Below are 16,985 nucleotides of genomic sequence, written 5' to 3' on the forward strand. Positions count from 1 at the left end.
TCAACCGTTTTATATCAACAATCGCTTTTTTGACATAAAAAGGCGCTGGATATGGTTAGGGTAAATATTTACGTTCTGGTAAAGATAATTTTTACCGGATAAGAATTAAAATCTATTACTTAACCGATGGCGTTGGCCAGATCAGCGGTAAGATCATCTGCATCTTCAATCCCTACACTTAACCGGATCAGGGAATCCACCAGGCCATTTTTCATTCTTTCCTCCCGGGGAATGGAAGCGTGGGTCATGCTGGCAGGATGTCCTATCAGTGATTCTACCCCACCCAGCGACTCGGCAAGTGAAAAGAGATGAGTAGTACTAAGGATGCGATTAGCGGCTTCAATACTGTCGTCTTTCAGGGTAAAAGACATCATGCCTCCGAAGCCACGCATCTGTTGTTTGGCAATATCATGATTAGGGTGGTCGGCAAATCCTGGCCAGTATACTTTGTCTACTTTGGGGTGGTTGCGGAGGAAATTAGCCACTACAACACCGTTTTCACAATGGCGCTGCATGCGCACATGTAAAGTTTTGATTCCGCGGAGCACCAGGAAGCAATCCTGTGGGCCTGGTACGGCACCGCAACTATTTTGTATAAAATACAGGCGTTGGGCCAGGTCTTCATTTTTTACAATCACCGCGCCATGTACAACGTCGCTGTGGCCGCCCAGGTATTTGGTGGCGGAATGCAGCACAATATCGGCGCCGAGGTCGAGCGGATTTTGCAGGTAAGGTGAAGCAAAGGTGTTATCTACACAAAGCATGATTTCACTCTTACGGGCTATTTGTGCACAGGCAGCTATGTCGATGATTCTCAGGAGAGGATTGGTCGGTGTTTCCAGCCAGATCATCTTTGTTTGAGGCGTAATGTGCGCCTCTATGTTTTTGGCATCAGACATATCTATGAACTTAAACCGGATACCGTAGCGCTCAAATACCTTGGTAAATATGCGATAGGTACCCCCATAGAGGTCGTTGGTGGCAATGACTTCATCGCCGGGATTCAGTAGCTTCATTACGCCATCGGTAGCTGCCAGCCCGCTCCCGAAGGAAATGCCATGTGTACCGTTTTCAATGGCTGCCAGTGCATTTTGCAGCGCATCGCGGGTAGGGTTTTGTGTCCTGGCATATTCATAGCCTTTATGTACCCCCGGCGCGCTTTGCACATAGGTAGATGTTTGAAAAATAGGTGTCATAATAGCACCGGTAGATGGATCGGGGGCTACACCTGCGTGTATGAGTTTTGTTCCCAGCTTCATGTCTTAAAGATTTAAAAATGAGTAATTTCTGGCGGTTTCCAAATATACTCCAGTTTTTGCGATTGAACATGACCAAATGATGAGTAGTTATTGTCCATTTTAGCTGGTAGGAAAATATGATCGTAAAAAACACAGCGGTTACGAACATTTTTATATCGTTCACCAATTCACTCCTAACGGTTATGCATAATCGGACTAGATTTGCTTTAGGTTTTTCATAGGATATGGTTAAAATTCTTAAGGCGGTATTCTTACCGCTTTTCTTTTCTAAAGCAATGCTGTAAACAGCATCTACATAAAAGCCAGAGAGGCAAAGTCGTCAACAGTTATACTGCTGGCTACTTTGCCTCTCTGGCTTTATAAAAATGAGGGTGATTATTTTCTTTTAGAAGACGTAACTGCTTCAGACCATTTGATGGGCAGGCTTACGCTTACTTTATCCCAGGCGATGATCAGGTTAGCACCAGGATCACCTTTTTCAAATACCATGGTGAATGCTTCTACTGCAGTATCCAGTGTTACTACTGGCAGGGCTGTTCTTACCACATCTTTTTTCTGATCGTATTTGAAAGCGCCCCATACATCTGTTTCTTTATTCAGGATGATGGTCCAGGTTTTTTCTGTTGGAATAGCATACAAGGTATAGCGGCCTTTGGGAATGTTTTTGCCGGCAATGATCACCGGGCGGAAAAACTCAATTTCAGTGGCTTCGTTGGCGCCTAAACGCCATATTTTACCATATTCTTCCAGGTTGCCAAAAATATCTCTGCCTTTGGTTTGCGGGCGACTGTAAATCACGCGGGCCACCAGGGCACCGGGTTCCCCTTTTACTTTTACTACGTAAGGGTACATTACAGGGTAATAGGCCATGTCCATAGGACTGGCATCTAAAGGCGGCAGTTTTTTATCCTGTGCACCGGCGTTTAAACCGAGCATGCCTGCTATAAAGGCAAAAAGGAGAACTTTTTTCATCATCCTGGGAAGCTTTATTTCTTTTAAAGGTATTTGGCGGCAAACCTACTTTTTTTTAGGGAATCAGAAAAGCAGGACCACTGCTTTTAACAAGCTGTTAGCGGTTTTCCATCCGGAGCAGATTTTCCACATGTGCCTGAAGCTCAGGAAAAAAATCCTGATAACAGTCTTTTAGTGCAGCGTAGTGTTCCATAAAAACGGCAAATACCACATTCCCATCGGTTTCGAGGTACCGGGCACGCCGGGCTACACCGCGGATAGAGCGGGCAATACCTTCTGTAGTGTGGTAGTTGTACAGCCAATTATAGGTTTGCATGTATTCAAACATCTGCAGAAATGTTGCTGGTAACTGCGCCGACCGTATCCCGATCTCACTATAAACGTAACGGGCAAACGAATACAATGAATCGTTTGTAAAGCGTTCGGTGTCATTGGCTAAGAAGTGATCATATACCAGGTCTGTGAATACGCCGCTATAATGTCCGCAGGAAGGCCGGAAGAAAAGTTTCGCCTTGGCGGTTACCGGGTGCTGGTCAGTGAAAGTATCAATAGCGCGGTGAATACGAATTCCCTGCTGTATCCCTTCGCTATAGGCGGCCAGATCTTTTTTACCTTTTACGAAATCGGCAATCAGGTTACCGGTGATCAGTTCAGGTTGCCGGAAAGATAAATAAGCATGGGCCAGGTGGTTCATGGCGGCAAGGTACGCATTTATACACAATGGCTCTTGGGTGCTGATGGCTGCAGGAATGGAAGTCTTGGGGATGAAGCAGTTATATATTATCTGCGGTCACTCCGGTTTGGCATGCCAGTTATCCTGTTTCTTTTAAATCCTCATCCATTTTAACAATTTCTTAACGTTGGTCCATGCAACATTGGCAAGCTGGCACCAACAAACAGGCCATGGCGGCTCTATATGCCCGTATGTCCGCCACCGGTCAGGCGGACGTTCATTAATGGATACCTGAAATTATCATGTGCTCCCATCAGTAAAGTATGCCTTGACCACTGGCCCTTTCCCGCCGTAGCTTTGACTTATCGAAACAAACAAAACCAAAAAAAATTTAAAAACATAAATTTTTTCCGCCATGAAAAAAATTATCTTATTAGTTAGTACCGCACTTTTACTGAGTGCCAATGTATTGTTTGCAAGTCCATATGAAACGACTGCCAACACTAAAATTAGCAGCACCTTCAATGAATCTTTTGCAGGAGCTACCGAGGTAAAATGGTATACCGACGACAACAAAACGTTTACCGCGAAATTCACCATGAGCAATACCAAGGTAACTGCCTTCTTCAAAGAAGATGGTACCCTGATGGCCACTTCCCGCTATCTGCAGGCAGATCAACTGCCGCTGAAAGTAGCCGGTAAGCTGAACAAGAAATACGCTGACAGCAGCATTTACTGTGTAGTGGAATATACTGTTGGTGAAAACGTGGTATATTTTGTAACACTGGAAAGCACAGATACCTGGACGGTTATCAAAACCGATGCAGACGGGTATATGAAAGTACAGAGCCGTCTTAAAAAAGCTTAGTTTTAGTAGTGTTAAAAATTCATAGGCCCGTCGCTTTTGCGATGGGCCTTTTTGTTTTATGTTACAGCCTCACGCCCCTCCCAAAAATTATCTTAACTTTGCCACCTGTTAAGGCTTTATTAGCCAGACTGTTAATGTATAAACGATTAAATGACATGAACAAGGGACCCGTTTCTCAATTTATCCAGCACCATTACCGCCACTTTAATGCAGCTGCATTGGTGGATGCTGCCAAAGGATATGAAACACATTTGCTGGAAGGCGGTAAAATGATGGTGACATTGGCCGGTGCGATGAGTACGGCTGAACTGGGCATTTCTTTCGCAGAAATGATCCGTCAGGGTAAAGTAGATATCATTTCCTGCACCGGTGCAAACCTGGAAGAAGATATCATGAACCTGGTTGCACATACACACTACAAGAGAGTGCCTAACTATCGCGATCTGAGCCCACAGGAAGAATGGGATCTGCTGGAGCAGGGCTTTAACCGTGTTACTGATACCTGTATACCGGAAGAAGAAGCGTTTCGCCGTATCCAGAAACATATCTACAAAATCTGGAAAGATGCAGAAGAAAAAGGTGAGCGTTATTTCCCACACGAATTCATGTATAAACTGCTGCTCAGCGGCGTAATGAAAGAACATTACGAAATCGATCCAAAAAATAGCTGGATGATTGCTGCTGCAGAAAGAAATATTCCTATCATTGTTCCGGGATGGGAAGATAGCACCATGGGTAACATCTTCGCTTCGTACTGCATCAAAGGTGATCTGAAAACATCTACCATGAAGAGCGGTATTGAGTACATGATCTACCTGTCAGAATGGTATCGTGCAAACTCCGCTGGTAAAGGCGTTGGCTTCTTCCAGATTGGTGGCGGTATTGCCGGTGACTTCCCGATCTGCGTTGTGCCTATGATGTACCAGGATCTGGAATGGACTGATGTTCCTTTCTGGGGTTACTTCTGCCAGATATCAGATTCTACTACCTCTTATGGTTCTTACTCCGGAGCGGTTCCTAACGAAAAAATCACCTGGGGTAAACTCGATATTCATACGCCTAAGTTTATCGTAGAATCAGATGCTACTATCGTAGCACCACTGATGTTTGCGTATATCCTTGGATGGTAGTAAGCCCTTAGCTTTCAGCTATTAGCTTTTAAAAAAAAATGCAGCGGAGAACATGTTCTCCGCTGCATTTTTTTTAGTCAGCAGCTGGTTGTTAAATAAACAGTTCTGCCGCTATCCCATCGGCAAACAGGCGCCCGGCCCTGGTAAGCCGAAGGGTATCGCCTACCCGCTCCATATGTTGTGCTGTAATAAACGGCTGGCTATGTGCTACCAGTTGTGTAGCCAGGGGGGCTCCAAATTTTTCTGCCACCCATTCCAGGTTGGCACCAGCGGAGGTTCGCAGCGCCGTCATAATATACTCGTTGAATTGCATGGCCGTTGTCAGCGACTCTATCTCAAAAGGAACTTTACCAGCTTTAATACTTTGCATGTATTGGGCGTTGTTGGCAATATTCCATTGCCTCGAATGCCCGTTGAAAGAGTGTGCCGACGGGCCTAAACCCAGGTAAGTTTTCCCCTGCCAGTAGCTGCTGTTATGCCTTGAATGCCATCCCGGTAAAGCAAAATTGGATATTTCATAATGTTCATACCCGGCAGCACCCAGCATCTCCATGAGCATTTCAAAATGATGGGCTGCTTTATCGGGATCCGTAGCGGCCATCTTCTTTTTCTTAATAAAATGATCCAGGGCAGTACCCGGTTCTACAGTAAGGGCATAACAGGACAAGTGCGGAATTCCCAGTGCGATTGCCTGTTGTACATTTTGTTGCCAGCCTTCATCAGTGAGCGTAGGACCGCCATAAATGAGATCTATGGTGATGTTATGGAAGCCCAGTTCCTGTGCCTGTTGGATACATTCCAGTGCCTGTCTGCTGTTGTGGGCGCGGTTCATCCAGGTAAGGTCTTCCTCATGAAAGGATTGTATCCCGATACTCAGCCGGTTGATGCCGGCAGCTTTGAGCATACTGAGTTTTTCTATGTTCAGATCATCCGGATTGGCTTCCAGTGTTATTTCGGCGTCCACGTCTACCGGGAAGGTGGCGCGCAATTGTGATAATAAAGCCTGTAACTCCTCTGCCTGGAGGAGACTGGGAGTGCCACCACCAAAATAGATGGTGTGTACCGGCGCCCTGGCCAGGTAATCTTTTTGCAGGGTGATTTCCTGCAACAAACTTTCTACCATGGCCCCCTGCTTTGCAACAGAAGTGGAAAAGTGAAAATTGCAGTAGTAACAAGCCTGTTTACAAAAAGGGATATGTATATAAATTCCGGACATGCGCGTTTTATAGTGGTCTCCCATTGCCGTTTTACGGGACAACTATGGACTATTTTAATATCTTTGCAACGTCAAAATTACGTTTCAGTTTTGTTATGTGAACAGGACTACGTTAATTGCTACTGTTTCCTGAGAGCAAGAAAGGGGCGTTAGTGTTGAAAAACCGATTTTAAAGTCATTGCAAAATATTTTCCTGGTGCGAAACTGGTTATTGCTGTTATTCATTTTCAGTTATTTGCCGATACTGGCGCAAACAACAGATTCCGCTGCTGTAAAGGCGCCGGTAATAAAGAAAAAGCCGGTTACCGCCCATACGGCTGGTGATTCCACACGCCCGAAAGTACATACCACCACGCTGGTAAAAAAAGACTCTACCCGGGTAAACCATAAACCTGTGGCGCCATTAGCCGCATCCGTTAAAAAAGATTCTACTACACTGGCGGCAGATACCACACTGCATAAAACGGACAGCACCGCCGTGGCAGCTGTTCCCAAGGTAAAAGTGCCATCGGCATATGATCTGTTTATGAAGAAGCTGGCGGCGGAAAACATCTTCCTGAAGCCCGGCAGGCCAACATTTGTAGATACTAACCCCGTGCGTCCTTACCGCAGCATGGACTGGCTGATTTATTTAATGGCGGGTGTATTGCTGGTTTTGAGCGTAATTCGCCTGGTTTACCAAAAGTATTTTTCAGATCTGTTCCGGGCTTTCCTGAATCCTACATTGAGTCAGCGACAGTTAAAGGATCAGTTATCGCAGTCGCCATTCCCCAATATGCTGCTGAATGCTTTTTTCGCGATTGCGTTGGGTCTGTATTTTTACCTGGTATTATACCGGCAGCAGGTGTTTCCGCAAGCTGAGCCATGGTTGCTGATTCCAGGCTTAATTATGCTGGTAGCAGTGGTTTATGGATTTAAGTATATCATGTTGCGTTTCTGTGGCTGGTTATTTGGTAATAGCGAGCTGGCTGATGCTTACATTTTCATCTTGTACCTGATCAACAAAATTTTGGGGGTATTGTTAGTGCCGTTTTTGGTAATAATTGCTTTCTGTAGCCCTGAAATTGCCCGTACTTTCCTCTATATATCGTTATTTTTTATTGTATTACTCATTATATACCGGTATATTAGATCTTATTCACTAGTTAAGCAGTACCTATCCTTCAGTAAATTGCATTTTTTTCTTTACCTTTGCGCATTCGAAGTAGCGCCTGTTTTAATATTAACCAAGGTGCTGCAGAATATCTGGTTAACTGGTAATCCCTGATTATCGCCTATTGTTAACACAAGAGCAAAAAACGTATGATAAAAGGCGGGCCAAAAAAAGATTTGCAAGGTAAACAAATTCAGTCAATCCTAATTTCTCAACCTAAGCCTGAAACTGAAAAGTCACCCTATTTCGATCTGGCCAAGAAGTTCAATATTAAGTTGGATTTTTTCCCGTTCATTAGGGTAGAAGGTTTGCCAGCGAAGGAGTTCAGAAAACAGAAAATCGACATTCTTAGCTTTACAGCAGTGATTTTCACCAGTCGTAATTCGGTAGATCACTTTTTCCGTATTTGCGAAGAAATGAAGATCAAAGTGTCGCAGGACTGTAAGTATTTTTGCATTACAGAAGCAGTAGCATTGTATCTGCAAAAATTCATTCTGTATCGTAAGCGGAAGGTATTCTATGGAGCAGACGGTTCTACCAAAGGTGTGTTGGAAGTAATGAACAAACACAGGGATAATGAAAAGTTCCTGTTCCCAAGTTCTGATAGCCAGAAGAAAGACATTGAAGAATGGTTAAAAGCCAACAAGTGTGAATATGCTACTGCTACCCTTTATAAAACGGTATCTACGGATGTAAAGGAAGTATTGGCGGCCACAGCTTACGACATGATCGTATTTTTCAGTCCTTCAGGTGTGAAATCTTTGTTTGAAAACATGCCGGAGTTTGAGCAGAATGGTACCCATATTGGTGCCTTCGGACCAACTACCTCCGCTGCTGTTGAAGAAGCCGGATTGAGACTGGATGTGAAAGCACCACTGCCACAAGCGCCTTCCATGGCTGCTGCATTGGAACAGTACCTTACTACATTAACTAAGAAGTAGCAGTTTTTTCTGCAATAAAATTGAACAGGGATGGCCATGTGGTCGTCCCTGCTTTATTTTAGCGGTTAGCCATTAGCTTTTAGCTGTTAGCAAACAGCAGCAAAGATTATATTATGCTGGTCTTCGCAGCATTTTACTAACAGCTAATGGCTAACAGCTAACAGCTGAAAAAATATTTCTTTGTAATCCTGAAAAAATAAATTTCTTTGTAAGAGAATATTTTATCAATCAGTTATCGCGTATCGGAATCCATGAACAAGCTTATCAGTGAAACCAGTCCGTATTTGTTGCAGCATGCACATAATCCTGTTAATTGGTATCCATGGGGAGAAGAAGCCTTGCAACGTGCTTTGCAGGAAGATAAACCCATCCTGGTAAGTATTGGTTATGCAGCTTGTCACTGGTGCCATGTAATGGAGCGGGAGAGCTTTGAGAATGAAGCCACCGCCGCCATCATGAATGAACACTTCATTAACATCAAAATAGACCGGGAAGAAAGGCCGGACCTGGATCATATTTATATGGATGCGGTACAAGCCATGACAGGTGCAGGCGGCTGGCCATTGAATGTTTTTCTCACACCGGAAAAGAAGCCGTTTTACGGTGGTACTTATTTCCCGCCAACACAGGCCTATAACCGGCCTTCCTGGACAGATGTACTGCTTTCCATTTCTGATGCATTTCAGCAGAAGCGCGAGGAAATTGAATCGCAGGCAGACAACCTGGTGCAGCATATTAGCCAGTCGGGCCAAATTGGCCTGCAGCCTGGTTTTGCGCTGAACATTCCCCACGAAGAATTATTTACCAAAGCACAATGCGACAGCATCTGTGAAAATATACTCAAACAGGCAGATACTACCTGGGGCGGTTTTGGTCGCGCACCTAAATTCCCCCAAACGTTTACCATCGCTTATTTGCTGCGTTATCATCATGCCTGGGAGCATCCCGCAGCATTGAAACAAGCGTTATTATCACTGGATAAAATGCTCCAGGGAGGTCTTTATGACCAGCTTGGCGGTGGATTTGCCCGCTACTCCACCGATGAAAAATGGTTAGCGCCGCATTTTGAGAAGATGTTATACGACAATGCCCTGTTAATAGATGTGCTTTGTGATGCGTATCAGTTAACGCGTAACGAAGTATATGCGCAAACGATAAAGGATGCACTGACTTATATCAACCGGGAGATGACTTCACCGGAGGGGGGCTTCTATGCTGCACTGGATGCCGATTCGGAAGGCGTGGAAGGTAAGTTCTATACCTGGAGTAAGGCCGAAATACATCATATATTGGGAGAACAGGCCAAACCTTTCTGTGAATATTATGATGTAAGTGATCACGGCAACTGGGAAGAAACAAATATACTCTGGGTAAAACAGCCACTGTTGCAGTTTGCCGCTGAGAAAGGATATGATGCGGCCGTATTGGGAGCCATGTTGCAGGGCTGCCGTGAAAAATTGCTGGCCGTGCGTGCAAACAGGATCCGCCCGGGATTGGATGATAAAATTTTGCTGGGGTGGAATGCCATGATGGTACACGCCTGCTGTAAAGCTTATGGCGCATTGGGAATAGAAGCATATAGGGAGATGGCCATCCGCAATATGGATTTTTGCCTGACAAACTTCCGCCAGGATGCCGGTAGTTGGGCTTTTTATCATACCTGGAAACAGCAGGAGGCTAAATATCCGGCTTTCCTCGACGACTATGCCTGTTTGATTCAGGCGCTGATTGCCCTGCAGGAAGTTACCGGTGATACCACCTATTTATACCAGGCCCGCGACATTGCTACGTTCGTGACCACGCACTTTAGCGATGAAAACCAACTTTTCTTTTACTATACCATTGAGGGCCAGGAAGATGTGATTGTACGTAAGAAGGAGATCTATGACGGGGCAGTGCCCAGTGGTAATGCGGTGATGATGCAAAACCTTTGGTACCTTTCGGTTGTTTTTGATCATAAGCCATGGGCTAACAGGTGTACAGGTGCCGTTTCCGGTCTCGCGCAAACGGTAGTACGTTATCCAACTTCCTTTGGCGTTTGGGCGAGCCAGTTATTACAATTTGTGAAAGGTACCCCGGAGCTGGCAGTGGTAGGAAAAAATTTTAAGGAGAAGATGCAGGAAACCCAAAAATGGTTTATTCCGTATAAAATATTATTGGGCGCAGAAAAAAATATTTCTGATATTCCGCTCCTGGCGGATCGGGCGCGGGAAAATGAGACTTTAATCTACTTATGTAAAGATTATCATTGCATTAAGCCGGTATATTATATGGAAGAAATTATTAATTTAATATAATAATTATGTAACTTGCCTCCTATAAGGGTGGCTGCGGATTCAATAAATGTTATTACGACTATATAATAAAATGTTAAAAGTAACGTTTAAACTAGTTACAGAACGGTCTTGAGCGGGATTGAAAAAGTTGTATAAAAAGTCACTACGGATTAAAATTAATTATTACATTTGCTATCTTTCATATAAACAAAGCGGGTGAAATATGAGAAATGTGTTCCCTTGTATACAGGCAAATCGCACCAGGCTGGTTAATAGAAAAAACATATTCTGATGAAAGCTACCCTTATGAAGCTTAACTATGTAAAAGGTCTGTTGGCAGTTTTGCTGGTTTCCCTGCTGGCCAGCTGTGGCGGTAGTAAAACCCCTAAAAATGCACAAGGGCAATTGATCGGCGTAAGTCCGAGACCAAAGTACACTCCCCCTGTACCTTACGGCATGGTATATATCCCAGCCGGAACTTTTCACATGGGTCCCAGTGATGAAGACGTAAACTATGCATTTACGGCGCGTAACAAGGCTATTTCCATTTCAGGCTTCTATATGGATGCCACGGAAATTACCAATAACGAGTATCGCCAGTTTGTGCAGTGGGTGCAAGACTCCATCGCGCATATTCTGCTGGGCCATGTAAAATCTGATGATGGTCATGATATCATTGACTGGAAACAGAAGATTGTCTGGAAAGATAAGGCCACCTGGGAGAAACTGGATGCGATGGTGTATTCCGAAGCAGACAGGTTATATGGCCGTAAAGATATTGACGTGGGTAAACTGATTTACCACCAGGAAACTTTCAACTGGGATAAAGCCAAGCTGAGAGAAAATATCGGTAAACCCCGTTCTACCTTCATCGTAAAGAAAGATGTACCCATTTATCCGGATACACTTTGCTGGATCAGGGATTTCTCTTATGCCTACAATGAGCCAATGACGCGTATGTACTTCTGGCACCCGGCATTTGATAACTATCCGGTAGTTGGTGTGAACTGGCACCAGGCCACCGCTTTCTGCGAATGGAGAAGTAAATTCTGGGAAGATTATCGCCTCAGCAAAAAGCTGTTTACGGAAGATAAATTCCAGCTGCCTTCAGAAGCACAGTGGGAATATGCAGCCCGTGGCGGAAGAGAGCAAACACCTTATCCATGGGGTGGTTACTATATCCGTAACAGAAAAGGATGCTTACTCGCCAACTTTAAACCCGGGCGTGGTAACTATCCGGAAGATGGTGGATTCTACACCGTTCGTGCAGATGCTTACTGGCCTAACGATTACGGATTATATAATATGTCTGGTAACGTAGCTGAGTGGACTGCCGATATCTTCTACGAAAATGCCTACTCATTCACTTCCGATATGAACCCGTATCTGAGAATGGATGTACCAGATGATGCACCACTGAAAATGAAGCGTAAAGCTATCAGAGGCGGATCCTGGAAAGATGTAGGTTATTTCCTGCAAACCGGTACCCGAACATATGAATATCAGGACAGTGCCAAATCGTACGTAGGTTTCAGATGTACCATTGCCCTGAGCAGAAGAGCCAAGCACAGATAGCAGAACCAAATTCGTAATAGCCTGTATTAATAACTACCAAAGATAACCTTTGTATTATGTACACTATTATTAGCAAATCAGTGAGAATTAACTATTCCATACAGACTTTAACTATTAACACTTTAACCAGTAAATTTTAACCTATGGCTATGAATCCTAACAAAGCTAAATGGCTGAACTTTTTCGTATGTATTGCGGCTTCCGTAGTAATTATCGGGGCGTTATTTAAACTGCAACACTGGCGGGGAGCTGATATTGCTTTGATCTTAGGTTTGAGCACAGAAGCGCTGATCTTCTTCGTATACGCTTTCGTGCCTGATTCCGGTGCTTCTCATGCTGAAGGACAAGTGGTGGCAGTTGCCGGCAGTCCTGCAGTAGCTGGCCTGGACAAAATGCTCCAGGAAGCAGACATCACTCCTGCTAACCTGCAACGTTTGAGCGAAAACTTCCAGAAACTGGGTACTACTGTTGACAAAATGAGAGACATCAGCGATGTAGTTGCAGCCACCGGAGATTACACCCAGAAAACAAGAGAAGCTGCCAGCGCTATTGGTAATGTAGCTAACGCTTATACCACTGCTGCTGCTGCTGTATCTTCTTTCAACAGTGCATCAGAATCTACCAAAGAATTCCATGTACAGATGCAGGGTATGACCAAAAACCTGGCTTCTCTCAATGCTATCTACGAACTGGAACTCCAGGACACTAACAACCACCTGAAAGCAATGAACTCATTCTACAGCAACCTGCAGAATGCTTCTTCTGCAATGAGTGGCAGCATTGAAGATGCTAAGAAAACACAGGAACAAATTTCCCTGCTCGCTAAAAACCTCAGCAACCTGAATTCTATTTACGGTAACATGCTGAGCGCTATGCACGGTGGAAGATAAGGTATAGCTAATAGTTTTTGAATTAACACTTATTATTAAATCTGAAAACAAACTATGGCACTACCTAAAGATCCTAGGCAGAAGATGATCAACATCATGTACCTGGTCTTGACGGCCATGCTCGCGTTGAACGTCTCTGCTGAAATATTGAACGCATTTAGTATCGTAAATAATTCAATCAATACCTCCAATAAAACGGTAACAGATAAAAACGATTTCATTTACAAACAGTTTGAGGCACAAATGAAGGACAACGCTGGAAAAACAGCTCCTTACAAAGCCAAAGCTGAGGAAGTAAAGAAATTGTCTGCCAGCATGTACGATTATGTACAATCTCTGAAAGAAACCATTATCACTGAAAGCGGTGGTAAAGATGAACACGGTGAAATCAAAGATAAAGCTGGTCTGGATGCCCCTACCCGGGTAATGGAAAACAACAAAAAAGGACCAGAATTAGAAAGTAAGCTGAAAGAGCTGCGCGAAAAATTCCTCTCTTATGTTGACGATCCTAAATCTAAAGCACAAATTGAAAAAACTTTACCACTGAAAATAGAAGTGGGCAAATCCGTGGATGATCACGCTGGTGGTCCTAAATCATGGACAACCTACCACTTCAACATGGTACCTACCATTGCTGCTGTAACCATCCTGGGTAAATTCCAGAATGATATCAAAAACTCAGAATCTGCAGTGATTGATTACCTGTTCAGTCGTATTGAAGCCAATACTTTCAAATTTGATAAAGTAAGACCTTTCATTTCACTGAATTCCAAAAACCTTATGGAAGGACAAACCTTAACTGCTAATATCGCAGTGGGTGCCTACAGCACTACGGTGAATCCAACCATCGTTGTAAATGGTCAAACCATTGAAGCACACGAAGGTTTAGGAACATTGAATATTCCTGCTTCCGGCATTGGTGAAAAAACCATTTCCGGTACAATTACCTTACCTAGCCCTTCTGGTGGCGCTCCTGAATCCTATCCCTTTACAGAAACTTATAATGTAGGTGCTTCAACCACCTCCATCTCTGCCGACAAAATGAACGTACTGTATATCGGCCTGCAGAACCCAATTTCAATTTCTGCTGCTGGTGTACCTGCTGAACAAGTATCTGCCTCCATTAGCGGTGGTAACATGACTAAACGCGGTTCAGGTGAATATATCGTTACAGTAAGCCAGCCTGGTAAGGCAGTCATCAACGTAGTTGCTAACATCGATGGTAAAACCAAATCACTCGGTCAGAAAGAATTCCGTGTAAAACGTGTTCCTGATCCGGTATTGAAAGTAGGTGTTAACAAAGGCGGTAGCATGAAAGCAGCTGACTTTAAAGTACAGGGCGGTTTACGCGCTGACCTGGAAGACTTCGAATTTGAAGGCGTAAAATATGAAGTGGTTGGTTACCGCGTTGGTATCTCTGCCAAAGGCAAAGAATACCAGGAAGGTGATGCTACTTCCGCTTATTTCCCAGGTAGCGTAGCAGGATCTATCCGTTCTCTGCGCCCAGGTGATGAAGTGTTTTTTGAAAACGTGAAAGTGAAAGGCCCGGACAACATCGTTCGTTCTATGCCGAGCACTATATTTAAATTAAACTAACGGTCAATTAATTACTGAATTATGCGAGCAGTAATATTTAACAGAATAGGTTGGTGCACTCTTTTGCTGGTAATGCTGGCATCAGCTGCCGATGCGCAAAGACGCGGAGGTACAACCCGTCGTAGAACCGCTAACACAGCTACTTCTACACAGGATGCTTCAGTAGTAAACCCGGCAACAGGGAATGCTGTTACACCTCCATCTGCTCCCCCTGCTTCTCAACGCCCGGACGGTATCACCGCTCCGGTGGTGGATACCCCCCGCAAATCATTGCGTATTGATGGTGTGGTGGAAAGAAACCTGGCAAGAGAACGTACGCCCATCGCCTACGACTACATCCGCGAGGATGACAGATTCTGGGAAAAGCGTATCTGGCAGGTAATTGATATCAGGGAGAAAATCAATCTTCCTTTTCAATACAACGTGGAAGATGAAACCGGTACCAACCAGTTGTTCATAAATATTCTGCTGGACGCTATCAAGAATAAAGAGATAGAAGCTTTCAGCCCTATCGACGACCGTTTCACCACCATCATGCCCTACTCCGAAATCCAGAATAAACTCAGCGGTGAAGAAAGAACCGTACGCAGTATAGATCCGGTAACCGGCGAAGAAAAAATGGTGACTACCCGCGATGACTTCGATCCACGTACCATCAAACAGTACAAAATCAAAGAAGTATGGGTATTCGACAAAGAAGCTTCTGCCCTGAAAGTTCGCATACTGGGTATAGCTCCTATGGTTTCCCGTATAAACGAAGATGGCTCTATCCGCGCCTCTATTCCTTTATTCTGGGTGTATTATCCTGATTGCCGCGGTATCCTGGCCAAACACGATGTGTATAACCAGAACAACGACGCATCTACTATCAGCTGGGAAGACCTTTTCGAAATGCGCTTCTTCGGTAGCTACATAGTGAAGGAAAATAATACCTACAACCGCGAGATCAAGGATTATATTAAAGATGGTGTAATGCGCCTCCTCGAAGGACAAGCTATTCACGATCGTATCTTTAATAAAGAGCAGGACCTCTGGCAATACTAATTAGCAGAAAGCGTAAAGCTTAAAGCATAAAGCAATTATAGCGAATGATCAAAGCGTATGAGTAATTTAATACTCGCTTTAATCATTCGCTATAATTGCTTTATGCTTTAAGCTTTCTGCTTTCTGCTCTTTTTCTTATCTTTCTTTCCGTATGCAGTACCTCGAGTCACTTCGTAAAACCGTTTTTCAGATGATGCCCCTCCCCGAGCGGGAATGGGAAGCATTTGCTGAAGTATGGACACCGGTGCAGTATAAACGCAAGGAAGTATTAACTGTTGCCGGCGAAGTGGAAAAATATCTCTACTTCGTTATCACAGGCGTACAAAGAATTTTTAGCCTGGACGACGATAAAGAAGCCACTCTCCTCTTCTCCTATACCGGCTCCTTTTCCGGCGTAATGGACTCCTTTCAGTTACAACGTCCGTCCCCCTGGTACCTGGAAACGCTCACTCAAAGTGAATTGCTCCGGATGAATTACGCCGACTTTAACCGCCTGACACTCGAATTTCCCCTGATAGAAAGATTAGTGAGAATAGGAACGGTAGGCGCCTTATCCGGAGTACTTGAACGCCACCGGGAGTTGCTGTCTTTCACTGCAGAACAAAAATTCAGGAAACTGCTTACCCGCAGCCCCCAGGTACTACAATTGATTCCCCATAAATACCTCGCCTCCTACCTGGGACTGGACCCAGCCACCTTCAGTAAATTACTGAGTACTGTGAAATTATAAAATGTTGATCTGCACAAAGATTTTCCAATAGCCATTGGCCTAGCTTTGTACGAAACAGGAATGACATGGAGCCGGTAAAAAGTAATGAACTGCTACACCATTTACGTGAACAAATAGTAGCTGTTTATGATAAAGCGGTACATCGCTTTGGAGAGCAAACTGATAATATACTGCAACAGGCACCCGCGCCCGGCAAATGGAGCGCTGTGCAATGCCTGGAGCACCTGAACAGCTATGGCAGATTCTATCTTCCGGCACTTGAAAATGCAATTACAACAGCCGCACAAAAAAACAGCCGGCCGGCAACATTATTCAAAAGCAGTTGGCTCGGAGCCTGGTTCACTCGCCTGATGCAGCCCACAGCCGACGGACAATTGCGTTCCCGGATGAAAACCCCCAAAGATCATTTACCGTCAGTACAGCTCAATGTGACAAAAGTATTGGAAGAATTTGAGGCGCAACAGCTAAAAATGGAAGCACTACTCCTCCGCGCAACTGAAATAAATATTCAGCAGGCGAAGGTAGCAACTTCGTTGTCCCGTTTTATTAAGATGTCTGTAGGTGATACATTTGGCTTTCTTACTGCACATATCAATCGTCATGTACTGCAGGCAGAACGGGCCATAGCGGTAAGTGCGCCGCTGGTTAAAAAACTCGTATAG

At 44.4% G+C, this 16,985-nt stretch carries 15 protein-coding genes; 11 read left to right on the plus strand and 4 right to left on the minus strand.

From position 1 onward, the window contains the following. Positions 1-119 precede the first annotated feature (119 nt). The 3 genes from J7623_RS10555 to J7623_RS10565 all read right to left on the minus strand — a co-directional run bounded on the left by J7623_RS10555 (position 120) and on the right by J7623_RS10565 (position 2,925). Complete coding sequence (locus J7623_RS10555; protein WP_291919954.1) at positions 120-1,259, minus strand: cystathionine gamma-synthase; 1,140 nt, start codon at positions 1,257-1,259, stop codon at positions 120-122. 375 nt (positions 1,260-1,634) lie between these two features. After that, positions 1,635-2,234, minus strand: coding sequence for a DUF2911 domain-containing protein (locus J7623_RS10560; protein WP_291919955.1), 600 nt, complete (start codon positions 2,232-2,234; stop codon positions 1,635-1,637). A 94-nt stretch (positions 2,235-2,328) separates the two neighbouring features. Continuing rightward, positions 2,329-2,925, minus strand: a complete 597-nt coding sequence (locus tag J7623_RS10565; protein WP_291919957.1) for an ACP phosphodiesterase — start codon at positions 2,923-2,925, stop codon at positions 2,329-2,331. 394 nt (positions 2,926-3,319) lie between these two features. On the opposite strand from J7623_RS10565, the gene J7623_RS10570 reads away from it, so the two are divergent. Both J7623_RS10570 and J7623_RS10575 read left to right on the plus strand, forming a co-directional pair. Beyond that, a complete protein-coding gene (locus J7623_RS10570; RefSeq protein WP_291919959.1) occupies positions 3,320-3,772 on the plus strand; it encodes a hypothetical protein in 453 nt (150 codons plus the stop codon). Positions 3,773-3,927: 155 nt separating this feature from the next. Continuing rightward, on the plus strand, positions 3,928-4,902 hold the full coding sequence (locus J7623_RS10575) for a deoxyhypusine synthase family protein (RefSeq protein WP_291919960.1): 975 nt from the start codon (positions 3,928-3,930) through the stop codon (positions 4,900-4,902). A 91-nt stretch (positions 4,903-4,993) separates the two neighbouring features. Here the strand turns inward: J7623_RS10575 and hemW are convergent, their stop codons facing one another. Then, on the minus strand, positions 4,994-6,142 hold the full coding sequence (gene hemW, locus J7623_RS10580) for a radical SAM family heme chaperone HemW (RefSeq protein WP_366838912.1): 1,149 nt from the start codon (positions 6,140-6,142) through the stop codon (positions 4,994-4,996). A 172-nt stretch (positions 6,143-6,314) separates the two neighbouring features. Between hemW and J7623_RS10585 the strand changes: the two genes are divergently transcribed. The 9 genes from J7623_RS10585 to J7623_RS10625 all read left to right on the plus strand — a co-directional run bounded on the left by J7623_RS10585 (position 6,315) and on the right by J7623_RS10625 (position 16,985). Next, positions 6,315-7,385 (plus strand): DUF4271 domain-containing protein, encoded by a 1,071-nt coding sequence (locus tag J7623_RS10585; protein ID WP_291919962.1) that lies wholly within the window; start codon positions 6,315-6,317, stop codon positions 7,383-7,385. Positions 7,386-7,420: 35 nt separating this feature from the next. Beyond that, positions 7,421-8,212, plus strand: coding sequence for a uroporphyrinogen-III synthase (locus J7623_RS10590; RefSeq protein WP_291919963.1), 792 nt, complete (start codon positions 7,421-7,423; stop codon positions 8,210-8,212). Between the two features lie 251 nt (positions 8,213-8,463). After that, a complete protein-coding gene (locus tag J7623_RS10595; RefSeq protein ID WP_291919964.1) occupies positions 8,464-10,509 on the plus strand; it encodes a thioredoxin domain-containing protein in 2,046 nt (681 codons plus the stop codon). A 270-nt stretch (positions 10,510-10,779) separates the two neighbouring features. Beyond that, complete coding sequence (locus tag J7623_RS10600) at positions 10,780-12,063, plus strand: SUMF1/EgtB/PvdO family nonheme iron enzyme (protein WP_291919966.1); 1,284 nt, start codon at positions 10,780-10,782, stop codon at positions 12,061-12,063. A gap of 149 nt (positions 12,064-12,212) precedes the next feature. Then, on the plus strand, positions 12,213-12,953 hold the full coding sequence (gene gldL / locus J7623_RS10605) for a gliding motility protein GldL (RefSeq protein WP_291919967.1): 741 nt from the start codon (positions 12,213-12,215) through the stop codon (positions 12,951-12,953). A 54-nt stretch (positions 12,954-13,007) separates the two neighbouring features. Beyond that, positions 13,008-14,549, plus strand: coding sequence for a gliding motility protein GldM (gene gldM / locus J7623_RS10610; protein ID WP_291919969.1), 1,542 nt, complete (start codon positions 13,008-13,010; stop codon positions 14,547-14,549). Between the two features lie 21 nt (positions 14,550-14,570). Then, entirely contained in the window at positions 14,571-15,593 is a 1,023-nt protein-coding gene (gene gldN, locus J7623_RS10615; protein WP_291919971.1) for a gliding motility protein GldN, read from the plus strand. Positions 15,594-15,783: 190 nt separating this feature from the next. Further along, the gene (locus tag J7623_RS10620; protein ID WP_291919972.1) at positions 15,784-16,323 is read left to right on the plus strand and encodes a Crp/Fnr family transcriptional regulator; all 540 of its coding nucleotides are present in this window, start codon (positions 15,784-15,786) and stop codon (positions 16,321-16,323) included. Positions 16,324-16,388: 65 nt separating this feature from the next. Beyond that, on the plus strand, positions 16,389-16,985 hold the full coding sequence (locus tag J7623_RS10625) for a DinB family protein (RefSeq protein ID WP_291919974.1): 597 nt from the start codon (positions 16,389-16,391) through the stop codon (positions 16,983-16,985).

This window comes from Chitinophaga sp., from assembly GCF_017745275.1.
In the GTDB taxonomy this organism is placed as follows: domain Bacteria; phylum Bacteroidota; class Bacteroidia; order Chitinophagales; family Chitinophagaceae; genus Chitinophaga.